Origin of the sequence: Plantibacter elymi (nom. nud.) (assembly GCF_900177795.1) — a bacterium.
GTDB classification, from domain to species: domain Bacteria; phylum Actinomycetota; class Actinomycetes; order Actinomycetales; family Microbacteriaceae; genus Plantibacter; species Plantibacter elymi.
Window position 1 is genome coordinate 276,525 of record NZ_FXWJ01000005.1, and the last position, 25,898, is coordinate 302,422.

The 25,898-nt window shown below is 70.7% G+C and carries 23 protein-coding genes; 14 read left to right on the top strand and 9 right to left on the bottom strand.

The genetic code is table 11. The features are described from left to right. Positions 1-150: 150 nt before the first annotated feature. Entirely contained in the window at positions 151-666 is a 516-nt protein-coding gene (locus CCK91_RS16570) for a hypothetical protein (protein ID WP_086474940.1), read from the top strand. A 96-nt stretch (positions 667-762) separates the two neighbouring features. Here CCK91_RS16570 and CCK91_RS16575 read toward each other — a convergent pair whose 3' ends face one another. From CCK91_RS16575 to CCK91_RS16585, 3 genes are all read right to left on the bottom strand, one after another. Next, entirely contained in the window at positions 763-972 is a 210-nt protein-coding gene (locus CCK91_RS16575; protein WP_079706736.1) for an antitoxin, read from the bottom strand. Between the two features lie 118 nt (positions 973-1,090). Continuing rightward, positions 1,091-1,879, bottom strand: a complete 789-nt coding sequence (locus CCK91_RS16580) for a DUF305 domain-containing protein (protein ID WP_242664586.1) — start codon at positions 1,877-1,879, stop codon at positions 1,091-1,093. 4 nt (positions 1,880-1,883) lie between these two features. Continuing rightward, on the bottom strand, positions 1,884-2,588 hold the full coding sequence (locus tag CCK91_RS16585) for a DUF3105 domain-containing protein (RefSeq protein ID WP_086474941.1): 705 nt from the start codon (positions 2,586-2,588) through the stop codon (positions 1,884-1,886). A gap of 166 nt (positions 2,589-2,754) precedes the next feature. On the opposite strand from CCK91_RS16585, the gene CCK91_RS16590 reads away from it, so the two are divergent. Beyond that, positions 2,755-4,008: an Nramp family divalent metal transporter gene (locus CCK91_RS16590; protein WP_086474942.1), complete on the top strand. Its 1,254-nt coding sequence runs from the start codon at positions 2,755-2,757 to the stop codon at positions 4,006-4,008. A 51-nt stretch (positions 4,009-4,059) separates the two neighbouring features. On the opposite strand, the gene CCK91_RS16595 is transcribed toward CCK91_RS16590, so the two are convergent. Continuing rightward, complete coding sequence (locus CCK91_RS16595; protein ID WP_086474943.1) at positions 4,060-4,737, bottom strand: metal-dependent transcriptional regulator; 678 nt, start codon at positions 4,735-4,737, stop codon at positions 4,060-4,062. Positions 4,738-4,908: 171 nt separating this feature from the next. On the opposite strand from CCK91_RS16595, the gene CCK91_RS16600 reads away from it, so the two are divergent. The 6 genes from CCK91_RS16600 (at position 4,909) to CCK91_RS16625 (ending at position 11,524) form a co-directional block, all read left to right on the top strand. Beyond that, positions 4,909-5,217 (top strand): hypothetical protein, encoded by a 309-nt coding sequence (locus CCK91_RS16600; protein WP_133060028.1) that lies wholly within the window; start codon positions 4,909-4,911, stop codon positions 5,215-5,217. 194 nt (positions 5,218-5,411) lie between these two features. Further along, positions 5,412-6,776, top strand: coding sequence for a cystathionine beta-synthase (locus CCK91_RS16605; protein ID WP_064295706.1), 1,365 nt, complete (start codon positions 5,412-5,414; stop codon positions 6,774-6,776). A 129-nt stretch (positions 6,777-6,905) separates the two neighbouring features. Beyond that, positions 6,906-8,084, top strand: a complete 1,179-nt coding sequence (locus CCK91_RS16610) for a cystathionine gamma-synthase (RefSeq protein WP_086474945.1) — start codon at positions 6,906-6,908, stop codon at positions 8,082-8,084. Positions 8,085-8,266: 182 nt separating this feature from the next. Beyond that, positions 8,267-9,772, top strand: a complete 1,506-nt coding sequence (locus tag CCK91_RS16615) for an MFS transporter (RefSeq protein WP_086474946.1) — start codon at positions 8,267-8,269, stop codon at positions 9,770-9,772. A gap of 181 nt (positions 9,773-9,953) precedes the next feature. Then, on the top strand, positions 9,954-10,520 hold the full coding sequence (locus CCK91_RS16620; protein ID WP_086474947.1) for a DUF1648 domain-containing protein: 567 nt from the start codon (positions 9,954-9,956) through the stop codon (positions 10,518-10,520). A 116-nt stretch (positions 10,521-10,636) separates the two neighbouring features. Further along, entirely contained in the window at positions 10,637-11,524 is an 888-nt protein-coding gene (locus tag CCK91_RS16625) for a DarT ssDNA thymidine ADP-ribosyltransferase family protein (RefSeq protein ID WP_086474948.1), read from the top strand. 296 nt (positions 11,525-11,820) lie between these two features. On the opposite strand, the gene CCK91_RS16630 is transcribed toward CCK91_RS16625, so the two are convergent. Genes CCK91_RS16630 through CCK91_RS16645 form a run of 4 tightly spaced genes read right to left on the bottom strand, consistent with a single transcriptional unit; the run spans position 11,821 to position 16,260 of the window. Then, entirely contained in the window at positions 11,821-12,870 is a 1,050-nt protein-coding gene (locus CCK91_RS16630) for a LacI family DNA-binding transcriptional regulator (RefSeq protein WP_086474949.1), read from the bottom strand. Between the two features lie 59 nt (positions 12,871-12,929). Beyond that, positions 12,930-13,910 (bottom strand): sugar phosphate isomerase/epimerase family protein, encoded by a 981-nt coding sequence (locus CCK91_RS16635; RefSeq protein ID WP_086474950.1) that lies wholly within the window; start codon positions 13,908-13,910, stop codon positions 12,930-12,932. Then, positions 13,907-15,094 carry a dihydrodipicolinate synthase family protein gene (locus CCK91_RS16640; RefSeq protein WP_086474951.1) on the bottom strand — a complete coding sequence of 396 codons (1,188 nt, stop codon included), beginning with the start codon at positions 15,092-15,094 and terminating at the stop codon, positions 13,907-13,909. Before CCK91_RS16640 ends, CCK91_RS16635 begins: the two co-directional genes overlap by 4 nt. Beyond that, complete coding sequence (locus tag CCK91_RS16645) at positions 15,091-16,260, bottom strand: Gfo/Idh/MocA family protein (protein WP_086475123.1); 1,170 nt, start codon at positions 16,258-16,260, stop codon at positions 15,091-15,093. Before CCK91_RS16645 ends, CCK91_RS16640 begins: the two co-directional genes overlap by 4 nt. A 358-nt stretch (positions 16,261-16,618) precedes the next feature. Between CCK91_RS16645 and CCK91_RS16650 the strand changes: the two genes are divergently transcribed. From CCK91_RS16650 to CCK91_RS16675, 6 genes are all read left to right on the top strand, one after another. Further along, the gene (locus tag CCK91_RS16650; RefSeq protein ID WP_079706748.1) at positions 16,619-17,575 is read left to right on the top strand and encodes a carbohydrate ABC transporter permease; all 957 of its coding nucleotides are present in this window, start codon (positions 16,619-16,621) and stop codon (positions 17,573-17,575) included. Beyond that, positions 17,568-18,494 carry a carbohydrate ABC transporter permease gene (locus CCK91_RS16655; RefSeq protein ID WP_079003233.1) on the top strand — a complete coding sequence of 309 codons (927 nt, stop codon included), beginning with the start codon at positions 17,568-17,570 and terminating at the stop codon, positions 18,492-18,494. The genes CCK91_RS16650 and CCK91_RS16655 overlap by 8 nt, the downstream gene beginning before the upstream one ends. A gap of 117 nt (positions 18,495-18,611) precedes the next feature. Then, positions 18,612-19,925, top strand: coding sequence for an ABC transporter substrate-binding protein (locus CCK91_RS16660; protein WP_086474953.1), 1,314 nt, complete (start codon positions 18,612-18,614; stop codon positions 19,923-19,925). Between the two features lie 94 nt (positions 19,926-20,019). Further along, positions 20,020-21,030 carry a PmoA family protein gene (locus CCK91_RS16665; RefSeq protein ID WP_086474954.1) on the top strand — a complete coding sequence of 337 codons (1,011 nt, stop codon included), beginning with the start codon at positions 20,020-20,022 and terminating at the stop codon, positions 21,028-21,030. Next, positions 21,027-22,388 (top strand): Gfo/Idh/MocA family protein, encoded by a 1,362-nt coding sequence (locus CCK91_RS16670; RefSeq protein ID WP_086474955.1) that lies wholly within the window; start codon positions 21,027-21,029, stop codon positions 22,386-22,388. The genes CCK91_RS16665 and CCK91_RS16670 overlap by 4 nt, the downstream gene beginning before the upstream one ends. Further along, on the top strand, positions 22,385-23,749 hold the full coding sequence (locus CCK91_RS16675; protein WP_086474956.1) for a hypothetical protein: 1,365 nt from the start codon (positions 22,385-22,387) through the stop codon (positions 23,747-23,749). Before CCK91_RS16670 ends, CCK91_RS16675 begins: the two co-directional genes overlap by 4 nt. A gap of 482 nt (positions 23,750-24,231) precedes the next feature. Here CCK91_RS16675 and CCK91_RS16680 read toward each other — a convergent pair whose 3' ends face one another. Then, entirely contained in the window at positions 24,232-25,857 is a 1,626-nt protein-coding gene (locus tag CCK91_RS16680) for an aldehyde dehydrogenase (NADP(+)) (RefSeq protein WP_086474957.1), read from the bottom strand. Positions 25,858-25,898: the final 41 nt, after the last annotated feature.

Consider the following 25,898-nt stretch of genomic DNA (forward strand, 5'->3'; position numbering starts at 1 on the left):
GAGCGTCGCCCGCACCCCGTCCGCCCTGGTGGACGGGGTGCGTCGTTTCGGGCCGGCACCCCGCGAACGCGGGCAACCCGCATTGGGGGACGCGCTTTCCACGGGCACCGAGCATGCTTGAGGTTCGAGCGCCGGAACCTTGGAGGGGCGATGACGATGACCGAACGCGACGCCCCCACGAACGCGTGGGTGGGTCCGCTGCAGGACGGCGGCAGCATGCCCGATGCGCCGCTGCCACCGGACGTCGCCTGGGAGCTCCTCCGGGAGGCGCTCGTCGAGGACTTCATCGACGACCTCCCGCGTCCGGTCCGGACGGCGGAACTCGCCGCGCGGCTCCATGTGAGCCGAGCGTCCCTGATGACCAACATCCGTCGTGGCAATGTCGTCGCGAACCGTCGCGCCGGCCGATGGGAGATCGACACCGTCGCGAGCCGCACCTATCTGCGGTCGGCCATCCTCAGCCTGGGTGAACGTCGTCGGGCGCTGAGCGGTGTCGATGAAGACCGCTCCGCGACCGTGCAACTGACGCTCAGCGGACGCGCGTCAGAGGTCCTCTCGGACCTCATGCAGGACACGCACCTGTCCGCTCCCGAGCTCGTCGCCATCGCGCTCGACCGGTTCCGGAGCAATCCCGTCGACGCCGGCGTCGGCATCGACGGACACTGACCGACCCGGAGTGACGATCGACCGCTGACCGCCACAGACGCGAACGGCCGGGCGCCCATCGGGACCCCCGGCCGTCACACGCCTCGAGCGGTCGGACTACTCGTTGCCGACGGCCTTGTCCGCTGCGTCGCGGGCCCCGTCGATCTGCTCGTCGAACTTGCCGCCGGTGACCTTCTTGGCCGCGTCGGCCACGCTGCCGAGGAGTTTGTCGCTGATGTCCTCGGCCTGTTCGCTCTTCAGCGCGTCCTTGACCTTGTTGTCCTTCAGGAATTCCTGAGCCTTCTTGGTGATGTCGTCGAGTGCCATTCGTCGCTCCTGTTCATCGGGCCCGTTCGGGCGTCGGGATCATTCTTCGCCGTCGGCCGGGGTTCTGGCTAGCCCCTTGTCGGAGCTCGCAGGTCGCCCGGGCGGTCGACGGGAGGCCTCAGTCGGCGAGGTCGACCGGCCCGCCCCGGTCGTCGAGCATGCCGGTCATGAGTTCGATCTCCGCCTGCTGGCTCGCGATCACTGCTCGTGTGAAGGCTAGCGCTGTCGCGTTCGTGGTCCGCGGCTGCAAGGCCTCGGCCATCTCGACCGCGCCCTGATGGTGGGCGATCATCAGGGTGAGGAACACCCGCTCCGCCTGGAGACCGGACGCCGCCGTCAGCTGGTCGATCTGGGCGGGTGTGGCGAGGCCCGGCATCGGGTCGCCCGGGGTGTGGGTGGACCCCGGCGTCGCCGTGTCGCCGCCATGCGCGTGGCCGCTCGCACCGGTGAGCGTGGGCAGCGTCATCCACGTCATGTCCGGCTGCCGTGAACCCTGCGGCAGGTTCCACTGGACGAGCCAGTCGTACAACTGGCCCGACTGCTGCGCCTGGGTGGTCGCGATGTCGTACGCGAGGGTGCGTACGTCGATCGCGTCCGTCCGGTCGCGGATGATCATGGCGAGTTCCACGCCCTGGTTGTGGTGCACCTGCATGTCGCGCGAGAAGCCCGCTTCGGCACTCGTCGTGGTGGGTGTCGGGTCGGCGAGCGTGCTGAGCCGACCGACCGAGAAACCGATCGCCGCGGCGACCATGATCGCGACGACGGCCATCGCGGCGATGACGACGCGGGTCCGGCTGGAGCCGTCGGGGGAGCCTTGCGCCTCCCAGGCGGCGAGTTCCTCGTCGGTCACGCCGCCGTCGGCCGGTTCACCGGTCGCCGGGGCGTCGGATGTGCTCGCCGGGGTCAACGGATCAGACCTTGCCGGGGCCGTCGATCGCGCCGGTGCAGGCCGCGCCGGGCTCCGGGACGTTGTTGCTCTTCCAGAACTCCTCGAAGAAGTCGGCGATGCGCGCGTCACTCGCGTTGTTGACCTGCAGCTGTGAGTTCCAGCCGCTCAGCACGATGGGCGAGGGGAGGTCGGACTTCGGCGACAGGACGACGTAGGTGGTGGGGAGCAGCTCCTTGAGCTTCGTGAGCTCCGCGTCGCTGAGGGACGGGTCGTAGGTGACCCAGATCGCGCCGTGCTCGAGGGAGTGGACCGCGTTCTCGTTGGTCTGCTCCTCGGTGTAGACACCGCAGTTCAGCCAGTACTGGTTGTGCGGGCCACCGGCCGGCGGGTTCTGCGGGTAGTCGACCGTGCCCTCGACGTGCTCCGAGGTGTTCTGGAACAGTTCCACGCCCGCGATGTCCTGGCCGGTGCCGGTGCCGCCGCCGGGGTAGCTGGCGTTCTTCGGCAGGGTGAGGACGACGCTCGTGATGAGGACGGCGATGACGGCCACGCCGCCCACGACACCGGCCCAGATCCCGATGCGGCGGTTGCGGTTCTTCCGCTTCTGCGCCTGCTTGAACGCCGCGACCTTGGCCTGACGCTGGGCTTCGCGCTCCTGCTTCACGCTCTGCTGCTTGACGGCGGGCGGGACGGGGGTGTTCTTGGGGCGATCTGCTGCAGGGGTCACGGGGGCCTCTCGAAAAAGTTGTATGCGTAACTATCGAACCAGATGTGCTTCCAGGGGCCGTTCCGGCGCCTGACGATGCGCAGTCGATTCTCAGGCTCATCCAAGCAGACGGCGGGTGAATCCAAGAGTTAGCCTCGTCTAACAAATGTAGCGCGGTATTGCTAACATGGCCGACGTGACCACTGACCTCACCGCTCCGACGACCCGCGCGCCCCGCGGACCACGACTCCTGTTCCTCCTCGGGCCCGCCTTCGTGGCGGCGATCGCCTACGTCGATCCCGGGAACGTCGCGGCGAACCTCACGGCGGGAGCCCAGTACGGCTACCTGCTCGTCTGGGTGCTCGTCGCCGCGAACGCGATGGCCGTGCTCGTCCAGTACCTCTCCGCCAAGCTCGGCCTCGTCACCGGGCAGAGCCTGCCCGAGCTGCTCGGCTCGCGACTGCGCACCGGGCCGCGTCGGCTCTACTGGGTGCAGGCGGAACTCGTCGCCGCCGCGACCGACCTCGCCGAAGTGATCGGCGGCGCCGTGGCGCTGTACCTGCTGTTCGGGATCCCGCTCGTGCTCGGCGGCGTCATCGTCGGGGTCTTCTCGATCGTGCTGCTCGCCGTGCAGAACCGGTACGGCCAACGGCACTTCGAGTTCGCGATCCTGACGCTCCTCGCCGTCATCGCCGTCGGCTTCCTCGCCGGCCTGTTCGTCAGTCCCGTCGACTGGGGTGCCGCGGCCGGTGGCCTCGTGCCGCGGTTCGAGGGCACGGCGACGGTCCTGCTCGCCGCGAGCATGCTGGGCGCGACGGTCATGCCGCACGCGATCTACCTCCACTCCTCGCTCAGTCGGGACCGGCACGGCGTCCAGACCAGCGACGGTGCCATCCGTCGGCTCATCGTGGCGACCCGCTGGGACGTCGCCGCGGCACTCGTCCTCGCCGGAGCGGTGAACATCGCGATGCTGCTGCTCGCGGCCGCATCGCTCGGCGGCGTCGAGGGGACGGACTCGATCGAGGGCGCGCACGCGGCGATCACCGCTGCGCTCGGGCCCGTCATCGGCGTGATCTTCGCCATCGGGCTGCTCGCCTCCGGGCTCGCCTCGACCTCGGTGGGCGCCTACGCGGGAGCGGCGATCATGGGCGGGCTCCTCAAGGTGCGCATCCCGTTGCTCGCCCGACGGGTGATCACCCTCATCCCGGCGCTCGTCATCCTGGCGGCGGGCATCGACCCGACCACCGCGCTCGTGCTCAGCCAGGTGTTCCTCAGCCTCGGCATCCCCTTCGCGCTCATCCCGCTCGTGCGCTACACGGGCGACCGTCGGATCATGGGTGTCCACGTCGACCAGCTCGCCACCCGGGTGTTCGCCTGGATCGTGGTCGCGCTCATCGTCACGCTGAACGTCGCGCTCATCGTGCTGACGTTCTTCGGGTGATCCGCTCGGCGGTTCGCTCGCCCGAACCTGGGCGAACGGCGATGTCGGCGATCAGGCGACGACCGTCACCCAGACGGCATCCGCGGCGAGGCGACCGAGTGTGAGGCGCGTGCCGGTGGACGTGAGCCGGAGTTCCAGTTCGCCGGCGAACGCACGGTGGTCGTCCACGCTGAGCTCGGTGTCGAGGACGATGCCGAGGGTGCTCAGGTGGCGGAGGGTCTCCGGGTCGGCGTCCGAGATGCGACACACCGTCAGCGGGCTGTCGGACGGAGCCTCGTTCAACCGGACCGCGTCCGGGCGGTGCGGGGTGCCGTCGGCCGAGGGGATCGGGTCACCGTGCGGATCGCGGATCGGGTGGCCGAGCGCGGCGTCGATGCGCTCGATCATCGTGTCGCTCGCCGCGTGCTCGAGGATCTCCGCCTCGTCATGGACCTCGTCCCAGCCGTAACCGAGCATCTCGACGAGGAAGGTCTCGATGAGCCGGTGCCGCCGCACCATCGCGACCGCGTGCGCCTGCCCGGCGGGGGTGAGCTCGATGCTGCCGTAGGGCTCGTGCACGACGAGTCCCTGGGCGGCGAGTCGCTTCACGGCGTCGGAGGCGGTCGCGGGACGGACACCCATGCGATCAGCGAGCAGCTTGACGGTGGCCGACTCGTCGGCCCACTCGGAGGTCGTCCAGATCGTCTTGAGGTAGTCCTGGGAGACGGCGGAGAGGCCGGAGACGGTCATGCCTCCAGTCTAGAGAGCACGGTGCGCGTCCATCATGCGTCCGTCGGCAGGCCACCGGGTGTTCACGCCCGCCTGGCAGAATGGGCACCGGCACCCCCGAACAGGGCACCCGACTGCTACGGTCGAGTCCTCGCACCCGCGAACACCGATCCAACCGACGAGAAGGGCCACGTGATGTCCCAGGCGCTGCGCACCTCGACTGCACGGCTCGGATCCGGCGCCCGCGCCACGCTCGAACTCGTCGCTGCTGCGATGGCGGGCGAAGGGCACCTGGAGGCACCCGAGGGGGACGGGACGCCCCGTCGTCGTCCGGTCGAGCTCGCGCTGCGCCGGCTCCCGGCGCTCCTCGCGGTGCTGCTGCTCGCCGCGGTCGTGCTCACGGTCATCGGCGTCCTCATGGTGCTGACCCTCGCCGTCCGGCTGGTGTCCTCGGCTGTCTCGGCACTCGGTCCGCGGCAGCGACTCGTCGCGATCCACTGACGCCGGATCGGCCCCGTCATCCGGCTGCGTTCCCTGCACTCGCCGGGTAGGGTGGTCTGCATGCGTCTCCGCCTGTCGTGTTCCTGCTGTCCCCGCTGAACCGTCCCTGCCGGGATGCCGCCTCAGCCGCCCCAGCCATCCGGTGACGCACGCGAGAGTCGTGCGGTGACGCACCACAGGAACAGATTGCAGACATGAACTACGCAGACTCCGTCCTCGATCTCATCGGGAACACGCCGCTCGTCAAGCTCAACCGGGTCACCGAGGGCATCGCGGCCACCGTGCTCGTCAAGGTCGAGTACCTCAACCCGGGCGGCTCCTCGAAGGACCGCATCGCGACGCGCATCATCGACGCCGCCGAGGCCTCGGGCGACCTCAAGCCGGGCGGCACGATCGTCGAGCCCACCTCCGGCAACACCGGTGTCGGCCTCGCCCTCGTCGCCCAGCAGCGCGGGTACCGCTGCGTGTTCGTGCTGCCCGACAAGGTCGGCGAGGACAAGCGGAACGTGCTCACCGCCTACGGTGCGGAGATCGTCGTCACGCCCACCTCCGTCGCCCCCGACAGCCCCGACTCCTACTACAGCGTGTCCGACCGCCTCACCGCCGAGATCCCGGGCGCATTCAAGCCCAACCAGTACGCGAACCCGAACGGGCCGCGCAGCCACTACGAGTCGACCGGTCCCGAGATCTGGCGCGACACCGAGGGCGAGATCACCCACTTCGTCGCGGGCGTCGGCACCGGAGGCACCATCTCCGGGACGGGCAAGTACCTCAAGGAGGTCTCCGAGGGCGGCGTGCGCATCATCGGCGCAGACCCGGAGGGCTCGGTCTACTCGGGCGGCACCGGTCGCCCGTACCTCGTCGAGGGCGTCGGCGAGGACTTCTGGCCGACCGCGTACGACCCGTCCATCCCCGACGAGATCATCGCCGTCACCGACGCCGAGTCGTTCGCGATGACGCGTCGCCTCGCCCGTGAGGAGGGGCTGCTCGTGGGCGGCTCCAGCGGCATGGCGGTCCAGGCGGCTCTCGTCGCGGCCCGCGACCTCCCGGCGTCCGCCGTGGTCGTCGTCCTCCTGCCCGACGGCGGGCGCGGCTACCTCGGCAAGATCTTCAACGACTCCTGGCTGCAGTCCTACGGCTTCAGCGAGGTCGCCGACGACCGCACCGTGGGCGACATCCTCCGTGGCAAGGGCTCGGAGATGCCGGACCTCGTGCACGTGCACCCGAGCGACACCGTCCGCGACGTCGTCGACATCATGACCGAGTACGGCGTCTCGCAGCTCCCGGTGCTGAGCGCCGAGCCACCCGTGGTGATGGGCGAGGTCGTCGGCGCGATCGACGAGGCGAGCCTCATGGACGCCGTCTTCAGCGGCGCGGCCAAGATGAACGACGCCGCGAGCGCGTTCGTCGGCGACCCGCTGCCGCTCATCGGTCTCGGCGAGTCCATCCCGGCTGCGCGCGCCGCGCTCGGTTCCGCCCCGGCGTTCCTCGTCACCGACGGCGGCAAGCCGATCGGCGTCATCACGCGACACGACCTCCTCACCTACCTGGCGGGTTGAGCATGGGCGGCATGCGGGTCGTGTGGGCTGCGTCCGGGCGATGTCCCGACCACGCCCGACCCCGGTGACCCCGTCCGACCGGTCGCCCACCCAGACACCTCCCCGAATCCTGAATCGAAAGAGTCACCCATGAGCAAGCACGACCACGGCTTCGCCACCCGCAGCATCCACGCCGGACAGGAGTTCGACCCCACCACCGGGGCGATCATCCCGCCGATCTACCAGACGTCGACCTTCGTCCAGGACGGCGTCGGCGGGCTCCGCGGCGGCTACGAGTACAGCCGCTCCGCCAACCCGACCCGCACGGCGCTCGAGACGCAGCTCGCCGCCCTCGAGGGTGCGAAGCACGGCTTCTCCTTCGCCTCCGGCCTCGCCGCCGAGGATGCGCTCATCCGCACGGCGCTCCGCCCCGGCGACCACATCGTCATCGGCAACGACGTCTACGGCGGCACCTACCGGCTGATCAACCGGGTACACGGCGCCTGGGGGATCGAGCACACGGTCGTGGACCTCGGCGACCTCGAGGCCGTCGAAGCGGCGATCATCCCGGGCCGCACGAAGCTGCTGTGGGTCGAGACGCCGAGCAACCCGCTCATGAAGATCAGCGACATCGCAGCGCTCGCGGCCCTCGCGCACCGCCACGAGGTGCTCTCCGTGGTGGACAACACCTTCGCCTCGCCGGCGCTGCAGCAGCCGCTCTCGCTCGGGGCCGACATCGTCGTGCACTCGACGACCAAGTACCTCGGCGGTCACTCCGACGTCCTCGGTGGCGCCATCATCATGAACGACGACGAGCTCGCCGAGCAGCTCGGCTTCGTGCAGTTCGCCGCGGGCGCGGTCTCGGCCCCGCTCGACGCGTGGCTCACGACGCGTGGCATCAAGACGCTCGCGGTGCGCATGCGTCAGCACAGCGCGAACGCGCAGGCGATCGCGGAGTTCCTCGACGGCCACGCCGCCGTCGAGCGCGTCTACTACCCGGGCCTCGAGAGCCACCCCGGCCACGAGCTCGCCGCCCGCCAGATGTCCGGGTTCGGCGGCATGCTGTCGCTCGCACTCGTCGGTGGCCCGGCTGCAGCCACGCGCCTCGTCGAGAAGACGAAGCTGTTCGCGCTCGCCGAGTCGCTCGGCGGCGTCGAGTCGCTCATCGGCCTGCCGGCGCAGATGACGCACGCCTCGGTGAAGGGCACGGAGCTGGCGGTCCCCGAGAACGTCGTCCGGCTGTCGGTGGGCATCGAGGACGTCGCCGACCTCATCGCCGACCTCGACCGCGCGCTCGCGAAGGTCCTGAAGGCGAGCGCCAAGCACTAGCGGGCCGTCCCGGCTCGTTCGCAATCGATCCTCCTTCCTCCCTAACTCAGGACGCCCACGGCGTGTCGCGCGCTGAGGCCGACGTCGGCCGGCGACGCGCCTGGGCCGTCCTGAGTTAGGGATGGGTGCGGGGGTGGCGGGCGCTTGACCTCAAGTCACGTTGAGGTTCTAGGCTCGGAATCGTGACCACAGCGACGACCCCCGAGCCCGCGACCGGAGCAGACCCGACGCCCCGCGATCGCGGGATCTTCAGCCGCCGCTTCGTCCTCGTCACCATCGGTGCGTGCGCGCTCGTGTTCCTCGGCGCCTTCGAGTCCCTCGCCGTCACGACGATCATGCCGCTCGTGAGTGGCGAGCTCGGCGGCGAGCAGCTCTACGCGCTCGCCTTCGCCGGCCCGCTCGCCGTGAGTGTCATCGGCATGGTCGCCGCGGGCTCGGTCGCCGACCGCATCGGTCCAGTCCAGCCGCTGCTCGCGTCCGTCGTCCTGTTCCTCGTCGGTCTCCTCCTGGCTGGAACCGCGACCACCATGTGGGCCGTCGTCGCCGGACGGCTCGTCCAGAGCCTCGGTTCGGGAGCGATGACCGTCGCCCTGTACGTCCTCGTCGCCCGCATCTACCCACCGGCCCTGCACCCGCGGATCTTCGCCGGGTTCGCGGCCGCCTGGGTCGTCCCCTCCCTGATCGGGCCGTTCCTCGCCGGGGTGGTCGCCGAGCGGTTCAGCTGGCACTGGGTCTTCCTCGGGGTCGTCGGCCTCGTGGTCGTCGCGACGCTCCTCCTCCTGCCGGCGCTCCGGATGCTCCGCGCCTCCGCAACCGAACGCGCGGAGCGGCAGGCCGCCGAGCAGGAGTCGGCGAAGGAGAGCGGCGAGGCGGCCATCGTCGCGCGCACGGTCGCGGAGCTGCGTCGACTGGGGTGGGCGGTACTCGTCGCGGCGGCGGTCCTCGCGGTCAACCTCTCGACGGAGTTCTCGGGATGGACCGCCTGGGCCCTCCCGGTCGTCGGTGCGGTCGTCGCGATCCTCGCCCTCCGCCCCCTCATCCCGCTCGGCACGCTCACCGCACGCCGTGGGCTCCCGACGGTCATCCTGGTGCGCGGACTCACCTCCGCCGCGTTCTTCGGTGCCGAGGTGTACGTGCCGTACCTGCTGACCCGCGAGCACGGGCTCACGCCGGCGCTCGCCGGACTCGCGCTCACCGGTGGGGCGATCGCGTGGTCGCTGTCGTCCTGGTTGCAGGGGCGCCTCGGGGACCGGCTGTCGAACGCGAACGCCGTGCAGATCGGGTCGTCCCTCGTCACGGTCGCCGTCGCGATCGCCCTGTCCGCCGCCCTCGTGGGCCTGCCGCCGGCGGTGCCGATCGTCGCCTGGGTGGTGAGCGGCGGCGGGATGGGCCTCATGTTCCCGAGACTCAGCGTCATGACGCTCGCCTACTCCGACGAGCGCTCGCAGGGGTTCAACAGCGCGGCGATGTCGATCGGCGACGCGATCGGCGGTGCCCTCGCGCTCGCGGCGACCGGGCTGGCGTTCACGGCACTCGACGGTTCCGGTGCGTTCGCAGGGTTGGGCTGGATCGCTCCCGGCGGGATCGCGTTCGCCGGGTGCTTCGCGATCGCGCTGGTCGCCGGTGTCGTGGCGGTCGTCGTCGCGCGTCGGGTGAGCCGACCGGCGGAGCCAGGCGCGACCGGGTGAGCCGAGACGCCGTCGCCTGGGTAGTGCTGCGGTGCGTGGGGGGTAGCGTCGCCCACGCATCGCTGCAGTGTCCAGGCGGCGGCCACGAGGTCGACCGCGATGCATCGGGTATGATTGATGCAGATATTCCGCGGGTCCCCGACATGCGTCGTCAGTTGCGCTCGCCCAGACGAGGAGCGCCATGCAGGACCCGACGATCGCCCGCCCGGCACGGCCCGTACGGCGGCCGCCCGTCTGGCCGCATCTCGTCGCACTCGTCATCGTCGCGGCGACGCTGGTCAGCGGCCTGGTGGCGTACCCGTCCGCTCCTGATCCGATGCCGGTGCACTTCGACGCCGCACTCCAGCCGGACGCCTGGGCGGACAAGAGCATCGGCGGGTTCCTGCTCCCGGTCATCATCGGCGCCGTGGTCGTGGCGATCTTCTGGATCATCGCCGCCTGCCTGCCGCTCACCGGAACGACGCGATCGGACGACGGCCCCCACCCATCGGCCACTGCATCGACGTGGTCCACGCAACTGTCGCCTCGTCCCGAGGTGACAGCGGCCACGACGGCGGCCACGACGCGGCTGCTGGGCGACATGTCGATCGCGACCGCCGCGCTCATCGCCGTCGTCGCACTCACCACCTGGCTCGGCGTGCCCGCGTGGATGGCGCCCTGGCTCCTCCCGGTGCTGATGGCGGTGTTCTTCGGATCACTCGCCGTGTCGTGCGTCCGGGTGTTCCGGGCGCAGCGCGGGCTCGGTTGACGGCGCCCGCGTCCACGAGGGGTGCCGAAGCCGCGTACCCTTGATGCGTACGTCTCGGCTCGTCCCCCCAGTGACCCGCTCCTCGTGTCTCGGAGCCGGACTGCAGAAGGACTCTCTTGAGCGACGAATGCAAACACGGTTTCGACAACGGCCTCTGCGCGACCTGCTTCCCGCCGCCGCCCCGCGAGGTGCCGGTCGCTGAACCACCCGCTCCCAAGGTCCGTCGGTCGACGGTCGCGCCCTCGCTCCGCGAGCCGGCCCCGACCCGTGTGCGGACCGCGGCCACCGCGAAGACGATGACGAAGGCGGCGGCCGCCCTCCCTGTCGTGCGTGTCGGCGAGCAGCGGCTCTACCACGTCACCCACATCCGCAACCTCGAGCGCATCCTCGAGACCGGCAGCATCCTGCCGGTGGCCTCCCCGGCGCTCCTTGACGGACCGGTCGTCGACATCGCCGCCGCGAGCCACCGCGAAGCGCGACGCACGATGGTCCTCGCCGGCACCGACGACCTCACGCCCGCCGATTTCGTCCCGTTCTTCCTGACCCCGGACGCCGACCTCTGGGCGGGCATCCGCGCGGGCGAGCACGACGTCCGTCTGTCCGCCGAGGCGTTCGCGTCATCGGTCAACGACTACGTCGTGCTCGTCACCACGATCGACGGCGCAGCCGTGCACCCGGGCGAGTTCGATGCCGACACCGGTCGGCCCTCCCGCGCACGGGTCGTGGTCGCCGATGGCGACGCCTCCCACGTGCTCACGAGCATCGGCGCCAACGCGATGACCGCCGACCGCATGGTGCAGCGCTTCGCGACCGACGAGGACCCCGCGGCCCTCCGACGCGCCGAGGTGCTCGTCGCCGATGCCGTGCCGTTCGACCGCGTCACCGTGATCGGGGTCGCGACGGTCAACGTCCGCGAGCACGTCAAGCGACTCGTCGCGGGCGCCGGCCACCGCACCAAGGTCGCCGCTTACACCCCGTGGTTCCAGGAGCACGTCGCCGACTGAGCACTGTCCCGCGTTCACAACTCCTGCTGGACGGCGCCGGAAGCCGGCTGCCGGCGCCGTGTCGGGCGGTCCAGCCGCCCTCAGCAGGAGTTGTGCGCGGAAACGAGTGCGCACCTCGGCCGCGCGGAGGTGAACGCGTCCCCTGCCGACGGCACCAGGCTCAGGGCGTGCTGCTGTCCGCAACTCCTGCTGCTTGGCGCCAAAACCACCGTGTCGGACGCTGCACGCCCCGATCGGGGCGAGCTGCAGGAGTTGCGCACGGATGAACGCCCCGGGGGAGGGGACGGACTGGCGGGTCAGGCGCGCGGCGGCGTGCTCTCGCGGAGGAGGACCGTCGCGCCGACGGGCTCCGTCGTCGTGCTGTCCGTCGCCGGGTCGAGGGCCAGCCGCACCGCGTGCTCACCGACCGCCTCGAGCGGCACGGCGACCGTCGTGAGCGCCGGGGTGACGTCGCGAGAGGTCGCGATGTCGTCGTAGCCGGCGACCGCGAGGTCTTCGGGCAGGCGGAGTCCGGCCGCACGGAACGCCGACATCGCCCCGATCGCCATCACGTCGTTGACGGCGAAGACCAGGTCGACGTCGTCGAGTCCCACGTTCAGGAGCTCGGCGGCACCCTGGCGCCCGCCGTCGCGGGTGAACTCGGCCCGGACGATCCTCGACGGGTGGATCGCGATGCCGTGCTCGGCCAAGCCTTCGGCGAACCCGCTCACGCGCTCGCGGGAGGTGAGCAGACGGTCGTCACCGGCGATGACGGCGAAGCGGCGGTACCCGGCACCGACGAGCTCCCGGGCCAGCTCGCGGGCACCGGTCGCGTTGCCGAGCTGCACCGTGGCGAACGGGAGCGTCCGCTGCGAGACGAGGACGACGCGTCCGCCCGTCGACTCGTAGGCCGCGAGCTCATCCGACAGCCGGTGCTCCGATGCCACCCCGTCCCAGCGGCTGCCCGTCAGGATGATGGCGCGTGGCCGTTGCCCGCGGAGCACCCGCACGAGTTCGAGTTCGCGCTCGTGGTCGCGGTGCGTCACGGCCATGGTCGTGGCGATGCGCTGCTCGTCGGCCGCGCGGATGGCCCCGGCCGCGATGGACGAGAAGTACGGGTCGGCGATGTCGCTGACGAGGAGCGAGATCGTCGACGACAGCCCCTTCGCGACCGCCTGGGCCGACAGGTTCGGTGTGTAGTTCAGCCGGAGTGCGGCGTCGAGCACCCGCCGACGGAACGTCTCGTTGACCGTCCTGGTGCTCCCGTTGAGCGCGCGCGACGCGGTGGCGAGGGAGACCCCCGCCTCACGGGCGACGTCGTGCAGCGTCGGTGGGACCGGCGTCGCCCGGTGCTCGTCGACCGACATGGCGCTCCTTCGTACTGGCGGCTGCTGAGACACACTCTGCCACAGGGCGACCGCGGCGATCAGGGGTGGTGGATCGCGTCGTCGTCGTGGTCGAGGTGCGGGACGACCGTCGCCTGGAACGCGTCGACGGTGCGATCGACCACCTGCTGGAACGGGCTGTCCCAGATGTCCTGGTTGAAGAGCTCGACCTCGATGTCGCCGGTGTACCCCGCCGCCTCGACGGCACGGGTGAGCGAACCGAAGTCGACGACGCCGTCGCCCGGGTAGTGCCGGGAGAGGAGGACGTCCGCGGCGAGTGGTGTCGCCCAGTCGCACGCCTGGTAGCTGGAGATCCGACCGGTCGCACCCGCGCGGGCGATCTGCTCGAGCACCTGCGGGTCCCACCAGATGTGGAAGGTGTCGACGACCACCCCGACGGCCTCCGGAGCGAACTGCTCGGCGATGTCGAGGGCCTGACCGAGCGTCGAGACGACCGCGCGGTCCGAGGCGTACATCGGATGCAGCGGCTCGATGGCGAGCTGTACGCCGGACTCGAGGGCGTGGTCGGTGAGCTCACCGATCGCATCACGGACGAGCTCGCGGGCGCCGATGAGGTCGCGGGACCCGGCAGGGAGGCCGCCGACCACGAGGACGAGGGCCGGGGCGCCCAGGGCGGCGGCCTCGTCGATCGCGGCCCGGTTGTCGTCGATCGACGTCCGGCGAGCCGGTCCCTCGGGCATGGTGAAGAAACCACCACGGCAGAGGCTCGAGACGCGCAGCCCGCTGTCCGTGAGGAGGCTCGCCGAGGCTGCGACGCCGTACTCCTGCACCGGCTCGCGCCAGGCGCCGAAGCTCGTGACGCCGGCCGCGGTGACGGCCGCGACCGCCTCCGGGAGGGTGGCGTACTTGATCGTGGCCTGGTTGACCGAGAGTCGCGGATGCGGCGTGGTGCTACCGCTCGCCGGTCCCTGAACTTGTCCCGCCGGTCCTTGACCCTGTCCCGCCGGTCCCTGAGCCTGTCCCGCCGGTCCCTGAGCCTGTCGAAGGGCGGTGGCGCTCATCGGGCTCCTCCCGCAGTGGTCAGCGCGCCGACGACACCGGCCGTGCGCAGCAGGCCCGTCCAGCGCTCGGCGGCGAGCTCCGGGTGCTCGAGTGCGCCGGCCGCGTCGGCCAGGCGCACGATCTCCGACAGGTGCGGCAGGCTCCGGGCCGCGTGCAAGCCGCCGACCATCGAGAACGCCGGCTGGTGGCCGTTCAACCAACTGAGGAAGGCGATGCCCGTCTTGTAGTAGTAGGTCGGTGCGGCGAAGATCTGCCGCGACAGGGCCTCGGTCGGTCGGAGGATCCGCTCGTAGGCGGCCGGGTCGCCGGCGTCGAGCGCCTGGATCGCGGCCGACGCGGCCGGAGCGATCGCGGTGAACGCACCGAGCAGGGCGTCGGAATGTCCGACCGCGTCACCGGCGATGAGGTCGACGTAGTTGAAGTCGTCCCCGGTGAACATCGTCGTGCCGGCCGGGAGGCGACGTCGGACGGCGATCTCCGCGTCGGCGTCGAGGAGGCTCATCTTGACCCCGGCGACCTGGTCGACGTGGTCGGTCATGATGCGCAGCAGGGTGTCCGAGGCCTCGGCGACGTCGCTTGCGCCGAAGTACCCCTCGAGGCTCGGGTCGAACGCCGTGCCGAGCCAGTGCAGGACCACCGGCGACTGCGCGGCCGACAGGACCCGGTCGTAGACGCGACGGTAGTCGTCGGCGGACTGCGCCGCCCTCGCCAGGTGTCGGCTGGCCATGAGCACGGTCCCGGCGCCCGCGTCCTCGGCGAACGCGAGTTGTTCGAGGTAGGCGTCGGCGACCGCGTCGAGCGAGACGGTCTCGTCGGCGAGATGGTCGGTGTTGACGCCGACGACGAGCGCGCCGCCGACGGAGGCGGCCTCCGCGGCGCTCCGGGTGATCAACTCGCGCGTGGCGGCGGTGTCGAGCCCCATGTTCCGCTGGGCGGTGTCCATCGCGTCCGCGACGCCGAGGCCGTACGACCACACGTGGTGGCGGTAGGCGAGCGTCGCGTCCCAGTCGAGCTCGGCGGGCGCGCCCGGCACGTTGTCGCCCCAGGCCGTCGGGACGACGTGTGCCGCGGCGTAGGCGGTGCGGCTCGTCAGGGGAGTGGTCGGGCGCTCGGCCGCGACGGGCTCGCGGAGCTCCAGCGCGATGACCGTGCCGTCGGTCGAGAGCAGCGGGACGGACGTCATCGTGCGACCGAGGCCTCGAGCGACGCCAGCTCCTCGTCCGCGCCGGCGGTGTCGCCCGTGCTTCCGAGCGTCACCTCGGGCAGGTCGAGGCGGCGGCCGGTGCGCGAGCTCTCGAGGCCGAGCTCCGCGAGCAGGACGCCACGCGCGCCGGCGAGGAGGTCGTACTCATAGGGGCCGTCCTCGACGACGTGGCGGAGGAACTCCTCCCACTGCGTCTTGAAGCCGTTCTCGAACACGTCGTTCGTCGGCACGTCCTGCCAGTCGCCCGCGTAGTCGTGGTCGTCGGCGAGGTCGGGGTTCCACACCGGCTTCGGGGTGACGTTCCGCGGCTGCACCTTGCAACCGAAGAGACCGGCGACGGCGGAGCCATGCGTGCCGTCGACCTGGAACTGCACGAGCTCATCGCGGTCGACGCGGACCGTCCAGCTCGAGTTGAGCTGGGCGATCACGCCGCCCTCGAGCTCGAAGACCCCGTAGGCGGCGTCGTCGGCGGTGGCCGCGTAGGCCTCGCCCCGCTCGTCGAAGCGCTCCGGAATGTGCGTCGTCGCCTTCGCGTACACGGACTCGACCCGACCGAAGAGGTTCTCGAGCACGTAGCTCCAGTGCGGGAACATGTCGACGACGATGCCGCCGCCGTCCTCGGCGCGGTAGTTCCAGCTCGGGCGCTGCGCCGGCTGCCAGTCACCCTCGAACACCCAGTAGCCGAACTCGCCACGGACGGAGAGGATCCGACCGAAGAAGCCCGAGTCGATCAGGCGCTTGAGCTTGCGCAGCCCCGGCAGGTAGAGCTTGTCGTGCACGACGCCGTTCTTCACACCGGCCTCGGCGGCGAGGCGTGCGAGCTCCAGCGCCTCCTCGAAGGTCTCCGCCGTCGGCTTCTCGGTGTAGATGGTCTTGCCGGCGGCAATCGCCTTGCGCAGCGCGGTGGCGCGGGCCTTGGTGACGAGGAAGTCGGCGTAGATGTCCCAGCGAGGGTCGGCGAGGACCGCGTCGAGGTCGGTCGAGGTGTGCTCGATGCCGTGCCGCGCGGCGAGCTCGTCGAGGGTCACCTGGTTGCGGCCGACGAGGATCAACTCGATCTGGCGGCGGGTGCCGTCGGACAGCTGCACGCCGCCCTGCTCCTGGATGGCCAGCAGCGAGCGCACGAGGTGCTGCCGGTAGCCCATGCGCCCGGTGGCGCCGTTGACGATGATCCCGATGGTCTGCTCTGACACGGTGGCTCTTCCTCTGGTTCGTGTTCCGGTCCCGGCGGCCGCGGGCCAACCGGAAAGCGTTTACCGGGTCACTGTAGAACGGCGCGCGCGGTCAAGGCAAGCGTTCGAACCGATTCGGTCGCAGGTGATCACAGATCGGACACGGATGCGGATTGAATCGTTGCATCGTCCGACGGGGCCGTGATAGAACTTGATGCAGCTCAGCCGGGAAACGCTTTCCGGGAAGTCATCAACGACGATCGACAAGGAGGTCCGACGTGGTCCGTGCAACTCCAGGAGCGCCCAGGACGACACTCGCGAGGGGTGTTCGGTGAGCGCGCTCGGCGAGCTCCGCAAGCTCAGCGCCGGCAAACGCCCGCAGACGGCGGCCGAGAAGGCCTTCATCAAGAAGGACAACCGCCGCGACAACAAGGCCGCCTACCTGTTCCTCCTCCCGTGGCTCATCGGACTCGCCGTCATCACCGTCGGCCCGATGGTCGCCTCGCTCGCGCTCTCCTTCACGAAGTACAACCTGCTGCAGGCGCCCAAGTTCATCGGCCTCGACAACTTCATCCGCATGATGGGCGACGAGCGGCTCCACAACTCGCTCGGCGTCACCTTCGTGTACGTCTTCGTGTCGGTGCCGCTCCAACTCGCCGCGGCCCTGGCGCTGGCCGCCCTGCTCGACCGCGGTCTCCGCGGCCTCGCGATCTACCGGTCCGTGTACTACCTGCCGTCGCTCCTCGGCTCCTCCGTCGCCATCGCGGTGCTGTGGAAGCAGGTGTTCGGCGGCGAAGGCCTCGTGAACCAGTTCATCGCGATCTTCGGGATCGAGGGCCGCAGCTGGATCGCCGACCCGTCGACCGCCCTCTCGACCCTCATCACGCTCAACGTGTGGACCTTCGGCGCACCGATGGTGATCTTCCTCGCCGGTCTCCGCCAGATCCCCGTCATGTACCACGAGGCGGCGCAGATGGACGGAGCGACGAAGTGGCAGCGCTTCACCAAGATCACCCTGCCGCTGCTCACCCCGATCATCTTCTTCAACCTCGTGCTGCAGATCATCCACGCGTTCCAGGCCTTCACGCAGGCCTTCATCGTGTCGGGCGGGACGGGCGGCCCAGCCGACTCGACGCTCTTCTACACGCTGTACCTCTACAACCGCGGCTTCTCGAACTTCGACATGGGCTACGCCTCGGCCATGGCCTGGTTCCTGCTCCTCATCATCGGAGTCTTCACCGCGATCAACTTCTGGGCCTCGAAATACTGGGTGAACTACGATGACTGACACGCTGACCACACGGTCCATCACGACGGACAGCAAGAACCGCAGTCGCGAGGCCAAGGAGGCCGAACGCCAGTACCGCCGCGCTCGTGGCTGGTCGCCCTGGAAGTCGGTCCTGAAGCACATCGGCCTCATCCTCGTCGGCTTCATCATGCTCTACCCGGTGATCTGGCTCGTCGTCTCCTCGCTCCGCCCGACGGAGGAGATCTTCCGGAACCCCGGTATCGTCCTCGACAGCTTCGAGGTGAGCAACTACAGCGAGGGCTGGAACACCCTCTCCGAGCCGTTCCACGTGTTCCTGCTGAACTCCGTGCTCATCGTCCTCGGCTGCATCGTCGGCAACCTCGTGTCCTGCTCGATGGCCGCCTACGCCTTCGCCCGGCTGAAGTTCAGCGGCAAACGCTGGTGGTTCGCGGCGATGCTCATGACACTCATGCTGCCGATCCACGTCATCATCGTGCCGCAGTACATCATGTTCTCCCAGCTCGGCTTCGTGAACACGTACCTGCCGCTGATCCTGCCGAAGATCCTCGCGACCGACGCGTTCTTCGTCTTCCTCATGGTGCAGTTCATCCGGGGCATCCCGAAGGAACTCGACGAGGCGGCCCGCATCGACGGTTGCGGCCACCCCCGCATCTTCGGCGTCATCATCCTGCCGCTCATGGTGCCGGCGCTCGCGACGACCGCCATCTTCACCTTCATCTGGACCTGGAACGACTTCTTCAGTCAGCTCCTGTACCTGACGAAACCGGAGATGTACACGGTGCCGCTCGCCCTGCGGGCGTTCATGGACGCGCAATCCTCCACCTCATGGGGGCCGATGTTCGCCATGAGTGTCGTCTCGCTCCTGCCGATCTTCCTCGTCTTCCTGTTCGGTCAGCGGTTCCTGTTGAAGGGCATCGCGACGACCGGCGGCAAGTGAGGCCCGACCCACCGACCAGCACCACCGCAGCACCCGCACCAGACCACCAGCACCAGACCCAGCACCACCGGATCCAGCAGCTCCGGATCCGGATCGATCGATTCGAAAGGGAACAGCATGAGCATCAGCAAGCACGGCAGAGCCGCCGGCTTCATCGCGACGGGAGCCGTCGCAGCCCTCCTCCTCGCCGGCTGCAGCGCCGGGGGCGACGCCGCCACCGAACTGTCCGACGAGCCCGTCACCCTCCGCTTCACCTGGTGGGGCAACGACGCCCGCACGGCGGCCACCCAGGAGGTCATCGCGGCCTTCGAGAAGGAGTATCCGAACATCACCATCGAGCCGCAGTTCACGGACTGGGCCGGCTACTGGGACAAGCTCGCCACCGAGACGGCGGCGAACGACACCCCCGACATCATCCAGATGGACGAGAAGTACATCGCCACCTACGGCGACCGGGGCGCACTCCTCGACCTGAACACGGTCACCGACCAGCTCGACCTCGGCGACTTCCCCAAGGAGACGCTGACGTCCGGCACGGTCAACGATTCGCTCTACGGCGTCCCCTCGGGCATCACGAGCTACTCCTTCGTCGTGAACCCCGACCTCCTCGCTTCGGCCGGCATCGAGATGCCCGACGACGAGACCTGGACGTGGGACGACTTCACCGAGCTGAGCGAGCAGGTCTCGGCAGCCGGTGGCGGGTCGATCTACGGCTTCCAGCCCTTCGGCTTCGAGGACGGCGGCCTGAACAACTGGGCGCGTCAGCACGGCGACGAGCTGTACAACGACAAGGGTGAGGTCTCCATCAAGCCGGAGACCCTGTCCTCCTGGTGGGCGTACCTCCTCGACCTCGTGAACGCGGGAGCGACGCCGTCGCCGTCCGCGATCATCGAGAAGCAGGCCGGCGGGCTCGCCGAGTCGTTCACCGCGACCAACTCGGCTGCGTTCGCCCCCTGGTGGAACAGCCAGCTGACGGCCCTGACGGAGGCGAGCGGTTCGCCGCTCGAGCTCCTGCGGGTGCCGACGGTGGACGGCGGCGCCGATGGTTCCGCGTACTACAAGCCGTCGATGTACTGGTCGGCGTCCGCCCGGACCGAGCACCCCGCCGAGGCCGCGCTGTTCATCGACTTCCTCGCCAACAGCGAGACCGCGGCCGACTCGCTCCTCACCGAGCGCGGCGTCCCGGCCAACACGAAGATCCGTGAGTACATCACGCCGAAGCTGGCGGAGACCGACCAGGCGGTCGTCGAGTTCCTCGACGGGCTCGCCGACGACATCGGTGAGCCGCCGACCGTCACGCCCGCCGGTGGCAGCGCGATCGAGGCGCTCGTGAAGCAGTACACCGAGCAGGTCCTCTTCGGGAAGAACACGCCCGACCAGGCCGCCGAGGGGTTCATCAAGGACCTCAAGGCCGCGGTCGCAGCCGGCTGACCCGGCCACAGTCCTTCGACAGGCTCGGGGAACCGCTTCGGTCCCTGAGCCTGTCGATCGGCAGCTCCACCACCGCTTCATCCGAGGGGATCCCGTGACCACCGCCCACCGCCCCCGTTCGACCGGTCTCGCGCTGACGCACGAGGTCGGTTCGGCCATCACCGTGCACCTCGACGGGATCGACATCCTGCGGTACACCTACCGTCCGGACACGGTCCAGCGCGAGTCGCCGAAGCCGTACCTCCACCCCGTGCGGACTGCCGGCGGGGCACTCGTGACCCTGGCCAGACCGCACGACCACGTCTGGCACACCGGGATCGCCTGGGCCCTCCCGCACGTCGGCGACGACAACTTCTGGGGCGGCCCGACCTTCACCGGGACCGCCTACGAACAACTCGCGAACAACGGCCGCTCCGAACACGTCGCCGTCACGGAGGCCCGCGCCGACCCGGACGAGGTGCGGTTCGCCCACGCGCTCGCCTGGATCACGGAGGACGGTCGGCACCTCGTCGACGAGGAGCGTGCGCTCACCGTGCGACCGGCCGCCGGCGACTGGACGCTGACCTTCGAGACCCGGATGCGCAACGTCTCCGGCCGGGACCTGTCCATCGGGTCGCCCACGACGAAAGGCCGGGAGAACGCCGGCTACGGTGGTCTCTTCTGGCGCGGCCCGCGATCCTTCACCGGCGGCACCCTGCACACCCCCGACGGGAGCGGCGGCGAGGAGCTCCGAGGCACCCGCCACGCGTGGATGGGATTCACCGGCCTCCACGACGGAACGGCCGCGGCGTCGAGCATCGTCATCGTCGACGACGTGCGGAACCCCGCGCACCCGCCGCAGTGGTTCGCGCGCACCGAGGAGTTCGCCGGCCTCTGCCCGGCCCCGTTCTTCAGCGAGGAGCTGCCGTTCGGCGCCGACGAGACCCTCGCGTTCCGCTACGCCGTCGTCGTCGCCGACGGTGCAGCCGGGGACGGCCGGGCCGCGGCGCTCGCCACATCCGGTCGAGACGCGCTCGAGCGGTCGCGTTCGGGCAGTGCCGACCACGACGACAGCGCGCCCACCACGGCGCCCGCCGCACCGACCCGGAAGGACCCACACGCATGACCACGACCCGCGAACGCTACGCCCTCGTCGGCACCGGACACCGCTCGCAGATGTACCTCGACGCCATCGTCGGCCCGCACGCCGACGTCGCCGAGCTCGTCGCCTGGAGCGACAGCAATCCCGGCCGGCTCGACCACTACGAAGGGGTCCTCGCCGAGCAGGGTGTCCCGATTCCGGTTCGATACGGCCCGGACGACGTCGAGCGGCTCATCGTCGAGCAGCGCGTCGACCGCGTGATCGTGACGACCCCCGACTTCACGCACGCCGAGATCGTCTCGCGCGCGCTCCTCGCCGGTGCCGACGTCGTCGTCGAGAAGCCGCTCACCATCGATCGGGAAGGCGTCGAGCGCATCGCGGCGGCCGTGGCCGAGAGCGGCCGGAACGTCATCACGACCTTCAACTACCGCTACAGCCCGCGCAACTCGGAGCTGCGCCGCATCGTGCAGGACGGCGGGATCGGCCGGGTGACGAGCGTGCACTTCGAGTGGGTGCTCGACACCGTGCACGGCGCCGACTACTTTCGCCGCTGGCACCGCGAGAAGGAGCACTCCGGCGGGCTCCTCATCCACAAGGCGTCGCACCACTTCGACCTCGTCAACTGGTGGATCGGGGCTCGGCCGGCCTCCGTCTACGCCACCGGAGGCCTCCGCTTCTACGGTGACGCCAACGCGGCCGAGCGCGGGCTCGCGGCGCGTCCGGGGCGTGGATCGGTGCCGGACGACGCCGAGGCGGCGGCTCGTGAGCGCCCGAACGACCCGTTCGCCCTCGACCTGCGCGACGACCCTCGGCTCGAGTCGCTCTACCTGCGGGCCGAGCAGCACGACGGATACCTGCGCGACCGCGACGTCTTCTCACCCGGGATCGACATCGAGGACAACCTGTCCGTCCTCGTCGAGTACGACGGTGGCGCCTCGCTCAGCTACTCCCTGAACGCCCACGCGCCGTGGGAGGGGTACCGCGTCGCCATCAACGGGACGGAAGGCAGGGTCGAGCTCGAGGTCGTGGAGCGCGCCGCCGTGCTCGTGGGGGCCGACGGGCGCGTCGTCCTCGACCCGAGCCTGAGCGGCGACGGCGAGACCGCGGACGGCGCTGCGTCCGTCGCGCCGGTGCGCTCGCGCGGGGAACGCCTCGTGCTGCAACGCCACTGGGAGGAGGCCCGGGAGATCGAGATCCCCGAGGGCGTCGGCGGACACGGCGGCGGCGACGCGTTCCTGCTGCGGCACCTCTTCGACCGCGTCACCGAGGACGAACTGGGACGGCCCGCCGGCTACGACGACGGGGTGCGGGCGATCTCGGTCGGCATCGCCGGGAACGAGTCGCTGCTGACCGGGCGTCCGGTCGCGACGATCGCGCCGTGAGCTCCGGCCCGGATGCCGGCGCCGGCGCTGACTCGGACCTCGGGTCGACGCCGGGTACTGGCCCCGTCCCTGTCAACGGACACGTCCGGGTCCGAGGGTCTGTCCCGGTCGACGGCCCCGTCCCGGTCGCCGAGTCTGTCCCGGTCACCGAGCCGGTCGAGGTGCGGTCCCGACCGGTCACAGCGCCACCTGCGCGCGACCCCGGTCTGCGGGCGCTCGCCGCCCGCTTCCGCGAGTCGATCCGGCGCGTCAGTACCGCAGACGGATCGCTCGACGCCACGCGCACGCGCCTCGCCGAGGTCCTCGGCCTCCTCCCGCGACCGGCGCAGCCCGAACCGGCCGAGGATCTCGGATGTTGGACCCGTGACGGCGTCGACGGGGTGGAGCTCCGCTGGTCCACCGGGTTCGGCGCACCGACGTCGGCGTGGCTCCTGCGTCCGGCCGGCGAGACCGGCGCGCTCCCGGGCGCGCTGGCCCTGCACGACCACGGTGGGTTCACCCGCGTCGGGCGGGAGAAACTCGCGGACGGACCCGATGGCGTCCCCGCGACGTCGACCGTCGGACGCGAGGAGGTGCAGGCGTTCCGCGACCGCTACTACGGAGGCCGCGCCGTCGCGTCCGACCTCGCGCGTGACGGGTTCGCCGTGCTCGTCCACGATGCGTTCGGGTGGGGCTCCCGGCGGATCCCGGACGAGGCCGTCGCCGAACGCCTCCATCGGACCGTCGACCTGCAGCTGGCCGGTCGTCGGGCCGCGCCGGTGCAGCGCGGGGAGCAGGCCACGGCGGTGTCGGCCGGGCAACGGTCCGAGCTCATCGCGGCTGTGAACGAACCGCAGCTCGCGAAGGAGCTGGGCGTCCTGGGCACGTCGTTCGCCGGGCTCGTCCTCCGCGACGACCTCATCGCGCTCGACCAGCTGGCGGCCACGCCCGGGGTCCGTTCCGGCGCCCTCGCGTGCTTCGGCCTCTCCGGTGGCGGTGCCCGGGCGGTCCTCCTCGCTGCCATGGACGACCGGATCCGTGCTGCCGGCGTGGTCGCGATGATGTCGACGTTCGACGGTGTGCTCGACGGGCACGCCGATCAACACTCGTGGTCGTTCCTCTCACCAGGACTGTCACGGGTCGGCGACTGGCCGGAGCTCGCATCCCTGCGCCCCCGCTTGCCGCTGCTCGTCCAGTACGCCGAGCGCGACGAACTCTTCGAGCCGGCCGGCATGCGTGACGCGCACGCGATCCTCACGGAGCGGTACCGGTCCGGTGCCGAGCGCTCGGCCTACACGGGCACCTTCCACGACGAACCGCACAGCTGGTCCGCGCCGATGCAGGCCGAGCTGCGCACCTGGCTCGCCGCCACCCTCGCCTGACCGGCCCTGGTCCCGTCCCCAACTCAGGAGACCTGCGGCGTGTCGGGGCTGGGCTGGGGCGGCGCACCGGGGGAGTCCTGAGTTGGGGACGGCGGTCACAGTGTTCGCAATTCAGGACGGGTGTGGTGTGTCGGGCCCGGGGCGGTGCTGGGGTGGGTGGCGCGCCGGGTGTGTCCTGAGTTGTGAACGTGGGCGGTGGGGTGTCCCCAATTCAGGAGATGTCCGGTGTGTCGTACTCCGGCTGGGGCGGCGCACCGGGGGAGTCCTGAATTGGGGACGGCGGTCACGGTGTTCGCAATTCAGGACGGGTGCGGCGTGTCGGGCACGGGGCGGGTGGTGCGGTGGGTGGCGCGCCGGGTGCGTCCTGAGTTGTGAACATGGGCGATGGAGTGTCCCTAACTCAGGAGACCTCGGGTGTGTCGGGGCAGGGTTGCGGCGGCGCGCCGGCGGAGTCCTGAGTTGGGGACGGACAGGACGGCTGGTCAGGCGCGGGCTGCGGTGGGGAGCTCCAGGACGCCGTCGACGCGGCGGGGGAGACGGAGCGGGTTCGCCTCGTGCAGGGCCTCGGGGAGCACACGCTCGGGTGCGTCCTGGTAGACGATCGGACGCTGGAAGCGGCGCACCGCCGACGCACCCACCGAGGTGTGGAGCGAGGTCGTCGCCGGCCACGGTCCGCCGTGGTGCTGCGCCCAGCCGACCGCGACACCCGTCGGCCAGCCACCGAAGAGCACCCGGCCGGCGATCGACTCGAGCCGTGCCACGAGAGCGGTGACGTCCTCTCCTGGGGCGGCGTGCACGGTCGCCGTGAGCGCGCCACCGACCTCGGCCAGGACGGCGTGCAGCTCGGCGTCGTCCGCGACCTCGATGACGAGTGTCGCCGGCCCGAAGATCTCCTCGAGCAGGACGTCGGGCGCGTCGAGCACCGTCGCCGCGGTGGTCGCGAGGACGGTCGGAACGCCGGAATCCGCAGCCGCCGTCTCGCCGCCGAGGAGCGTCCGCACCCCGGGGTGGCCGGCGGCGCGAGTGGTACCCGCGGCATAGGCCTGGGCGATGCCCGGCGTCAGCATGCGCCCGGCGACGGTGTCCGCCGCCGCCTGCGCGACGAGCTCGGCGAACCCGCTGCCGCTCGGCACGAGGACGAGACCGGGGTTCGTGCAGAACTGCCCCACGCCGAGCGTGAACGACGCCGCCAGCCCGCGCGCGAGTTCACCCGCGGCCTCGCCCTGCAGCGCGGTCTCCGTGATGACGACCGGGTTCGTGCTGCCGAGTTCGCCGTAGAAGGGGATCGGGGCCGGCCGCTGCGACGCCAGGTCGAACAGGGCGCGCCCGCCGGCGAGTGAGCCCGTGAACCCGACCGCGGTGATCGCCGGGTGCCGCACGAGGGCGGTGCCCTGCTCGCGACCCTCGACGAGCGCGAACGTGCCGTCCGGGGCGCCGGCCGAGCGCAACGCCTCGACCACGATCGCCGCGGTCAGTCGTGAGAGCCTCGGGTGGGCGGAGTGCGCCTTCACGATGACCGGACATCCGGCCGCCAGCGCCGACGCCGTGTCGCCACCGGCGACCGAGAACGCGAACGGGAAGTTCGACGCGCTGAAGACCGCGACCGGCCCGGTCGGCCGGAGCATCCGTCGCAGCTCCGGCTTGGGCGGGGTGGCGGAGGCGTCGGCGTGGTCGATGACGACCTCGAGGAATGCGCCGTCGCGGAGGACAGCGGCGAACAGTCGCAGCTGGCCCGTGGTCCGAGCGACCTCGCCCGTGAGGCGCGCGGTCCCGAGATGGGACTCCTCGTCGGCGAGTGCGACGAGCTCGTCGACCCGGGCGTCGAGGGCGTCGGCGACCGCCTCGAGCCAGGCGGCCCGGGTCGACGGCACGGTGGACGCGAGATCGGAAGCGGCCGCGGCTGCTGCCGAAGCGACCTCGTCGACGGTCCGGACGGCGGCACGGTCCGCGTCGGAGGCGATGCCGGCGGTTCCCGCGGCGCTCGCGGCCGAGCTGCCGGTGCGTCCGCTGTCGCTGTCGCCGTCGGGTCCAGCGGTCCTGGCGGTGGTGCCCTGCAGGTCGGCCTCGGTGCGGTCGATCGTGTCGGTGCTGTGGTCGGTGTCGTGCATGGTGATGACTCCTCGGGGATGCGGATGCGGCTGGATCGGGC

Bases quoted from the DNA above. Each gene is read 5' to 3' on its own strand.
- CCK91_RS16630 (WP_086474949.1), bottom strand. From the start codon at position 12,870: ATGTCGGTCGACGAGCACCGGGCGACGCCGGTCCCACCGACGCTGCAC.
- CCK91_RS16590 (WP_086474942.1), top strand. From the start codon at position 2,755: ATGGCCGACGTGACCACTGACCTCACCGCTCCGACGACCCGCGCGCCC.
- CCK91_RS16670 (WP_086474955.1), top strand. From the start codon at position 21,027: ATGACCACGACCCGCGAACGCTACGCCCTCGTCGGCACCGGACACCGC.
- CCK91_RS16570 (WP_086474940.1), top strand. From the start codon at position 151: ATGACGATGACCGAACGCGACGCCCCCACGAACGCGTGGGTGGGTCCG.
- CCK91_RS16660 (WP_086474953.1), top strand. From the start codon at position 18,612: ATGAGCATCAGCAAGCACGGCAGAGCCGCCGGCTTCATCGCGACGGGA.
- CCK91_RS16575 (WP_079706736.1), bottom strand. From the start codon at position 972: ATGGCACTCGACGACATCACCAAGAAGGCTCAGGAATTCCTGAAGGAC.
- CCK91_RS16640 (WP_086474951.1), bottom strand. From the start codon at position 15,094: ATGACGTCCGTCCCGCTGCTCTCGACCGACGGCACGGTCATCGCGCTG.
- CCK91_RS16620 (WP_086474947.1), top strand. From the start codon at position 9,954: ATGCAGGACCCGACGATCGCCCGCCCGGCACGGCCCGTACGGCGGCCG.
- CCK91_RS16655 (WP_079003233.1), top strand. From the start codon at position 17,568: ATGACTGACACGCTGACCACACGGTCCATCACGACGGACAGCAAGAAC.
- CCK91_RS16595 (WP_086474943.1), bottom strand. From the start codon at position 4,737: ATGACCGTCTCCGGCCTCTCCGCCGTCTCCCAGGACTACCTCAAGACG.
- CCK91_RS16635 (WP_086474950.1), bottom strand. From the start codon at position 13,910: ATGAGCGCCACCGCCCTTCGACAGGCTCAGGGACCGGCGGGACAGGCT.
- CCK91_RS16610 (WP_086474945.1), top strand. From the start codon at position 6,906: ATGAGCAAGCACGACCACGGCTTCGCCACCCGCAGCATCCACGCCGGA.
- CCK91_RS16605 (WP_064295706.1), top strand. From the start codon at position 5,412: ATGAACTACGCAGACTCCGTCCTCGATCTCATCGGGAACACGCCGCTC.
- CCK91_RS16680 (WP_086474957.1), bottom strand. From the start codon at position 25,857: ATGCACGACACCGACCACAGCACCGACACGATCGACCGCACCGAGGCC.
- CCK91_RS16645 (WP_086475123.1), bottom strand. From the start codon at position 16,260: ATGGGCTACCGGCAGCACCTCGTGCGCTCGCTGCTGGCCATCCAGGAG.